6 protein-coding genes and 1 pseudogene are annotated in these 6322 nt (G+C 72.9%); 5 read left to right on the top strand and 2 right to left on the bottom strand.

Annotated elements, in window-relative coordinates; genetic code table 11:
• Positions 1-282: pseudogene (locus tag HZS56_RS06095) on the bottom strand (hypothetical protein); the annotation flags it as partial.
• 67 nt (positions 283-349) lie between these two features.
• Here HZS56_RS06095 and HZS56_RS06090 point away from each other — a divergent pair.
• From HZS56_RS06090 to HZS56_RS06075, 4 genes are all read left to right on the top strand, one after another.
• Complete coding sequence (locus HZS56_RS06090; protein WP_216719656.1) at positions 350-1285, top strand: M56 family metallopeptidase; 936 nt, start codon at positions 350-352, stop codon at positions 1283-1285.
• Positions 1286-1519: 234 nt separating this feature from the next.
• On the top strand, positions 1520-2188 hold the full coding sequence (locus tag HZS56_RS06085; RefSeq protein ID WP_216719655.1) for a phosphatase PAP2 family protein: 669 nt from the start codon (positions 1520-1522) through the stop codon (positions 2186-2188).
• Between the two features lie 74 nt (positions 2189-2262).
• Positions 2263-2952 carry an HAD family hydrolase gene (locus HZS56_RS06080; protein WP_216719654.1) on the top strand — a complete coding sequence of 230 codons (690 nt, stop codon included), beginning with the start codon at positions 2263-2265 and terminating at the stop codon, positions 2950-2952.
• 207 nt (positions 2953-3159) lie between these two features.
• Positions 3160-3870: a TetR/AcrR family transcriptional regulator gene (locus HZS56_RS06075; RefSeq protein WP_216719653.1), complete on the top strand. Its 711-nt coding sequence runs from the start codon at positions 3160-3162 to the stop codon at positions 3868-3870.
• On the opposite strand, the gene HZS56_RS06070 is transcribed toward HZS56_RS06075, so the two are convergent.
• Entirely contained in the window at positions 3858-5360 is a 1503-nt protein-coding gene (locus tag HZS56_RS06070) for an LVIVD repeat-containing protein (protein ID WP_216719652.1), read from the bottom strand. The genes HZS56_RS06075 and HZS56_RS06070 overlap by 13 nt on opposite strands.
• A gap of 211 nt (positions 5361-5571) precedes the next feature.
• On the opposite strand from HZS56_RS06070, the gene HZS56_RS06065 reads away from it, so the two are divergent.
• Positions 5572-6228, top strand: coding sequence for a DUF305 domain-containing protein (locus HZS56_RS06065; protein ID WP_308408005.1), 657 nt, complete (start codon positions 5572-5574; stop codon positions 6226-6228).
• The last annotated feature ends 94 nt before the right edge of the window (positions 6229-6322 follow it).

The following is a 6322-nucleotide window of genomic DNA, read 5'->3' as shown; positions in this document are numbered from 1 at the left end:
GCCGTGCGCGACGGGCTGCTCACCGTCCACCACCGCCACCGCGTCGACCACCTCGTCGTCGAGGGCGGCACGGTGCGGGGCGACGTGCGCGGTGGCCCGGGATCCGCCGCGCGGAATGGGGGCGACGTGCGCAGTGGCCCGGGAGGCGCCGCCCGGAATCGGGTGACGTGCGCAGTGGTCCGGGGGGGCGCCGCCCGGAATGGGGCGGGACGTGTGCGGTGGCCCCGGGGTGCGCCGCGCGGGGGCGGAGTCTGCGGGTTGCCCGGTGTGAGCCGTGCGCAATCGTTGCCTGCGTCACTTTGCGCGGCAGGCCGCACCGCCGGTGGCGCGGCGCTCATAGGCTGCTCCCATGATTCTCCCCGCGGCACTGCTGCTGCTCGGCGCCCTGACGGCCGTGCTCGCCCCGAGGCTGCTCGCCCGGGCGGACTGGCCGGACCGCGAACCGGTGGTCGCGCTGTGGGTCTGGCAGTGCGTGGTGGCGGCCGTACTCGTGTGCTGCGCGCTGTCGATGACCTTCAGCGCGGCGGCGGCGTGGCACGCGGTGGGCGGTCCCGTCTTCGCCACGGCACCCGGCCGGGTGGTAGAGGCCTACGCGCTCGGTACGTCCGGCCTCTGGGCGGGCACAACGGCCGTCGCCCTGGCCTGCGGCGGGCTGTGGAGCGGCGTGATGCTGACGAGGGAGATCGTCCGGGCCCGGGCCAGGCGCCGGCTGCGCCGGGCAGAACTCCTGCACCGGGCTCCGCTGCTGCCCGGCGAGAATCCCGGCCCGGACCGGCTCGTCGTCCTGGAGGGCGAACGGCCGGACGCCTGGTGGCTGCCGGGAACGCCCCCGCAGCTGGTGGTCACCACCGCCGCGCTGCGCCGCCTCGGGGGCCGCCAGCTGGACGCGGTCCTCGCCCACGAGAAGGGGCACGCCCAGGCGCGGCACGACTGGCTGCTGCACTGCTCCGCCGCGCTGGCCGACGGGTTCCCGCAGGTCCCGGTCTTCGCCGCGTTCCGCGACGAGATGCACCGCCTGGTCGAACTCGCCGCCGACGACGTGGCCTCACGGCGCTTCGGACGGCTGACCACCGCGCTGGCCCTGGTCGAACTCAACGAGGACCGGGGCGTGTTCGGCCCGTGCCCGACGGCCCACGGTCAAGTGCCCCAGCGGGTCAACCGGTTGCTCACCGAGCCGGACCGGCTCCCCGCGGCCCGCCGGCTGCGGCTGACGGCGGCGGGCGCCCTCGTCCCGGCGGTACCGGTACTGGTGGCGCTGGCCCCGGGACTGCGGGCGCTGGGATGAAAGGGGATCCGGCAGTCAGGCAGCGGACGCGGGGAAGGCAGCGCCCTCTCCTGGACGTGCCCGGGTGACTCGGTGCCGCGGACGGCCTGCGACGCGTCCCGCCGGGCGAGCCCCTCGGCCCCCGGGGTCCGCCGCAGGTGCCGGCGCGGGCGGGTCCCCGCGGTGGCTCGCGTCCGGTGCCGGACGCGGACGCCGGACTGGCCCCTGAGCCCGCGGGTCGGCGAGGATCGCAGCATGCAGACGCCGTCGGCCGGCTCCCGGCCCGCCCCGCCGCAGCCGCGCACCGCCCTCCGCCTCGTCTGGGCGCCGGCGGTGTGCGCCGCGCTGCTGACGGCGCTGGTGGCCGCCGAGTGGGGCCCGCTGATCCGCATCGACGACGGCATCGCCACCGCCACGCACCGCTGGGCCGTCGACGAACCCGGCGTGACACACGCGATGCGGATCCTCACCGACTGGGTCTGGGACACGTGGACGATGCGACTGCTGTGCGCGGTGGTCGTGTGGTGGCTGTGGCGGCGCGGTGACCGGTGGACCGCGGTCTGGCTGGGAGCGGCCTGCCTGGTGGGCAGCCTCCTCCAGCAGGCCCTGAAGGCACTGGTCGACCGGCCCCGCCCGGTCTGGCCCGACCCCGTGGACTCGGCGCACTACGCGGCCTTCCCCTCCGGACACGCCATGACCGCGACGTTCGTGTGCGGACTGCTGGTCTGGCTGGTCCACCACTGCGGCGCCGCCCGCGGCCTGCGCCGGACCGCCCTGGCCGTCGCCGTGGTCTCCGTGACGGGCGTCGGCGTGACACGGGTGTGGCTCGGCGTCCACTGGGCCACGGACGTCGTCGGCGGCTGGCTCCTGGGCGCGCTGCTCGTGGTGCCGGCGGTCCTGGTGCACCGGCGCCGGCACCCGTGAACGCCCCCGCCACACAAGGCACTCGCGCCTGCCCCCTTGCCTCCGCACGGGCCTCCGCACCTAGGATCACACCCATGGCGGCCGTTCTCTTCGACTTCTCCGGGACGCTGTTCCGGATCGAGTCCACCGACGCCTGGCTGCGGGCGGCACTCGACGGCGCCGGGCTGGCCATGCCCGCCCCGGAGTTCGCCCGGACGGCTCGGGCCCTGCAGTCGGCGGGAGCGCTGCCGGGCGGGGCCCCGCCGCAGCGGGTGCCCGCGGAACTCGCCGAGGTGTGGCGGGTCCGCGACCAGAGTGCCGAGCTGCACCGGGCCGCGTACACCGGACTCTCCCGGCGGGTGCCGCTGCCCGAGCCGCGTCTGCACGACGCGCTGTACGAGCGGCACATGACGCCGGACGCGTGGAGCCCGTACCCCGACGCCGCCGAGGTACTGGACACGCTGCGCGGGCACGGCGTGGCGGTGGGCGTGGTCAGCAACATCGGCTGGGACCTGCGGCCGGTCTTCCGCGCGCACGGGCTCGACCGGTACGTGGACACGTACGTCCTGTCGTACGAGCACGGCATCCGCAAACCCGACGCGCGGCTGTTCTCCGTGGCCTGCGCCGCGCTGGGCGCCGACCCCGACGGGACGCTGATGGTGGGCGACGACCGGCACGCGGACGGCGGGGCTGCCTCCCTCGGCTGCTCGGTGCACTTCGTGGACCATCTGCCGGTCGCCGAGCGTCCCGCGGGACTGCGACCCGTGCTCGACCTGGTGCCCTGACCGGGGCCGGAACGGAACAGCACCGGGAGCGGAACAGCACTGGGAGCGGCTCAATCTCGTAGCCCGAGGCAACCGGTTGGGCAATCCGCCCGCCTCGGACGATCCCCCGCGTCGCCCGAGGCAGACGGTGACCGGACCGGACCCTTCAGGCCGGTCCGTCTGCGCCGAGTATAGTTGGCTGCCAGCCAGTCAACGCAGGAGTACAGCATGTCCCCGCGCAGCGCCTCGGTCAATGAAGAATTGCGGCGGCGTTCGAAGGAACGGCTCCTGCACGCGGCCGTGGAGCTGGTGGGCGAGCACGGCTACGAGGCGACCACCCTGGGCGACATCAGCGACCGTGCGGGCTCGGCGCGCGGACTGGTCTCGTACTACTTCCCCGGCAAGCGCCAGTTGGTGCAGTCAGCGGTGCACCGGCTGATGCACCGCACCCTGGAAGAGGCGCTGGAGCGCGAGCCGCGCACGGCCGACGGGCCGGAACGGATGGCCCGGGCCATCGACGCGATCCTGGGGCTGGCCCGGGACCGGCCGGTGCTCATGCGCCAGCACATGGCGGGCCTGCTCCAGGCCGAGGTGGGCTTCGTGCACTGCCCGGAGCAGCGGCGGCTGGCGGAGCTGCTGCGCGACACCGTGGTCCGGCACGGCTCCCGGGATGCCGACCGTGACTACCCGATGCTGCGCGCGCAGCTGATGGGTGCCGTCTACGCGGCCCTGATGCCCGGAGCGCCGATGCCGCTGCCGGAACTGCGCGCCGAGCTGTTCCGGCGCTACCGGCTGGATCGCGGGCTGGGCGTCCCGCCGGACGCCGCGGCGCCCGGCGGGACGGCGTGCGACACGGACCTGTCGCGGTTCTTCGCGACGGGCGCGCCCGTTCCGCCGGACCCGGCCGGTCCGGCGGAACCACCGGCTCAGTCGAAGTAGTCCGGCTGTGTCTGCGTGTTGAGCTCCTGCAGACGGACCCGCTGGGCCGGGTCGGTGCGCCGGTCGCTGAGCTTGAGGACGTCGAAGCCCTTGGCGATGTCGTTCGAGTAGATGTAGCCGTTGTAGTAGTACGCCGACCAGGAACCGCCCGTGGTCATCTCGTCGGTGGTCAGCGGACCCCGCTCGAAGTAGGCGATCTCCCTGGGCCGCGAGGAGTCGGTGAACTCCCAGACGGAGACGCCGCCCTGGTACCAGGCCTGGACCATGATGTCCTTGCCCTTGACCGGGATCAGCGAGCCGTTGTGGGCGACGCAGTTCTCGGTGTCGGCCTGGTGGCGCGGGATCTTGAAGTAGCTGCGGAAGACCAGCTTGCGGTGGTCGCCCCGGCCGGCGATGTCGTAGATGCCGTCGGCGCCGCGGTTCGGGCCGATCTCCGCGTTGCAGGTGGCGGCGCCGCCACCGCCCAGCTCGTCGGTGAACACGACCTTGTTCGCCTTCTGGTTGAAGGTCGCCGAGTGCCAGAACGCGAAGTTCACGTTGTCCTGGACACGGTCGATGACCTTCGGGCGCTCGGGGTCCTTGATGGAGAACAGGATGCCGTCGCCCATGCAGGCGCCCGCCGCGAGGTCCTCGGAGGGCAGGACGGTGATGTCGTGGCAGCCGGTGGTCTTGGAGACGCCCGGGTTGGTGGGCGCGCCCGGGTTGCCGCCGCCGTCGGGGCCCTCACCGGGGAACAGCACGGGGAAGCCCACCAGGGCCGCCCGCTCGGGTGCCTTGCGCGGCACCTTGATGACGGAGATCCCGTCGTGCGGGGGCTGGCAGTCGGGGTAGGCGGCGTTCGGCGAGTACGACGAGACGTAGATGTAGACGTTCTTGCGCTCGGGCACCAGCGTGTGGGTGTGCGAGCCGCAGGCGGTCTCGACGGCGGCGACGTACTTCGGGTTCCGCTTGTCGCTGATGTCGAAGACCTTCATGCCCTCCCAGGAGGACTTCTCCGTAGCGGGCTGGGTGGTGCTGTTGCAACTGCTGTCGCTGCGCGAGGAGTCGGTCGACAGGAACAGCAGGTTCCCGGAGACCGAGATGTCGTTCTGCGACCCGGGGCACAGCACCTGGGCGACGGTCTTCGGCTTCTTCGGGTTCTTGATGTCGAAGATGCGGAAGCCGTCGTAGTTGCCGGCGAAGGCGTACCGGCCCTGGAAGGCCAGGTCCGAATTGGTGCCGGGCAGCACGTCCTTGGGGATGTTGGTCAGGTGCTCGATGTTGTCGGAGTGGACCACCTCGTCCTGACCGGGTATCTCGCCGTTCTCGATGGCGTCGCGGACCTCGGCGCGCGCGCTCTTCGACACCTCCTTCGACGTGGCCGGGCCGTCCCCGGGGTCGGGGGTGGCGACGGCCGGGCCGGCGGTGAGCAGCGCGGCGAGCAGTCCGGCGGCGGCAGCCCCGACTCCCAGGCGTCTGCGCCGCGTTCGCGGGTCGTTCAACAGGGTCACTGCTTCCTCCCTACGTCCGTTCCCGTCCGGAACGGTTCACGCACCCCCGCAGTATCGTCTTCGACATGCTCATATCAACAGGGGGCAACAAACACGCAACGAAGTTTTCTGATCACTGACGCGCGGAAGCGTGCTAGGACGGTCATCGCACCCACAAGACGCTCCGCACCCCTCCTCCGGAGGGAGCGCCCCGACTCCACAGGAGGTTGTCGTGTCCTTCCGCCCCGCGATGTCCGCCGCGCCGCTCGTCACGGCAGCACTGACCGCCGTGGCCGCGCTGGGCCTGACGGCCTGCGACTCGGACTCGGACAACGGGCCGGCCGCTGCGGCCGGGCCGTCGGTGATCGCCCCCGGCAAGCCGGGCGAGGGCAACCGGACACTGTCCGCGGAGGACGCCGAGAAGCACCGCGCCGACGACGACTCCCCCAACTCGGCGGACGTCTCGTACGCGCGCATGATGATCCAGCACCACGCCCAGGCGCTGGAGATGACCGGACTCGCCCCGGAGCAGGCGGAGTCCGGCCGGGTCAAGAAGCTGGCCGAACGCATTTCCGCGGCACAGGGGCCCGAGATCGAGGCGATGAGGGGCTGGCTGACCAACCACGGCGAGAAGGAGACGGGCGGCGGCCACGACCACGCCGCCATGCCGGGGATGGCGACCGAGGCCCAGTTGGAGAAGTTGCGCGCGGCACGGGGGAAGGCGTTCGACCAGTTGTTCCTGACGCTGATGATCACTCACCACGAGGGCGCGATCTCCATGGCCACGGACGTGAAGTCACAGGGCAACAACGTGCAGGTGGAGGAGATGGCGGACGACGTGGTCGCCCAGCAGACGAGCGAGATCTCCCGGATGCGCGACATGCTCTGACAGCGGCCCGCCGCCGGGCGCCCGGCGGCGGGCCGCGGCAGGAACGAGTCCGCCGGCGCACCCGGGAAGGGCCCGGCGGCGCACCGGGAGGGGC

Source organism: Streptomyces mayonensis (assembly GCF_018982965.1).
Lineage (GTDB): Bacteria > Actinomycetota > Actinomycetes > Streptomycetales > Streptomycetaceae > Streptomyces > Streptomyces mayonensis.
Note: the sequence above shows the minus strand (reverse complement) of the source record. Positions and strands in the feature narration are given on the sequence as shown.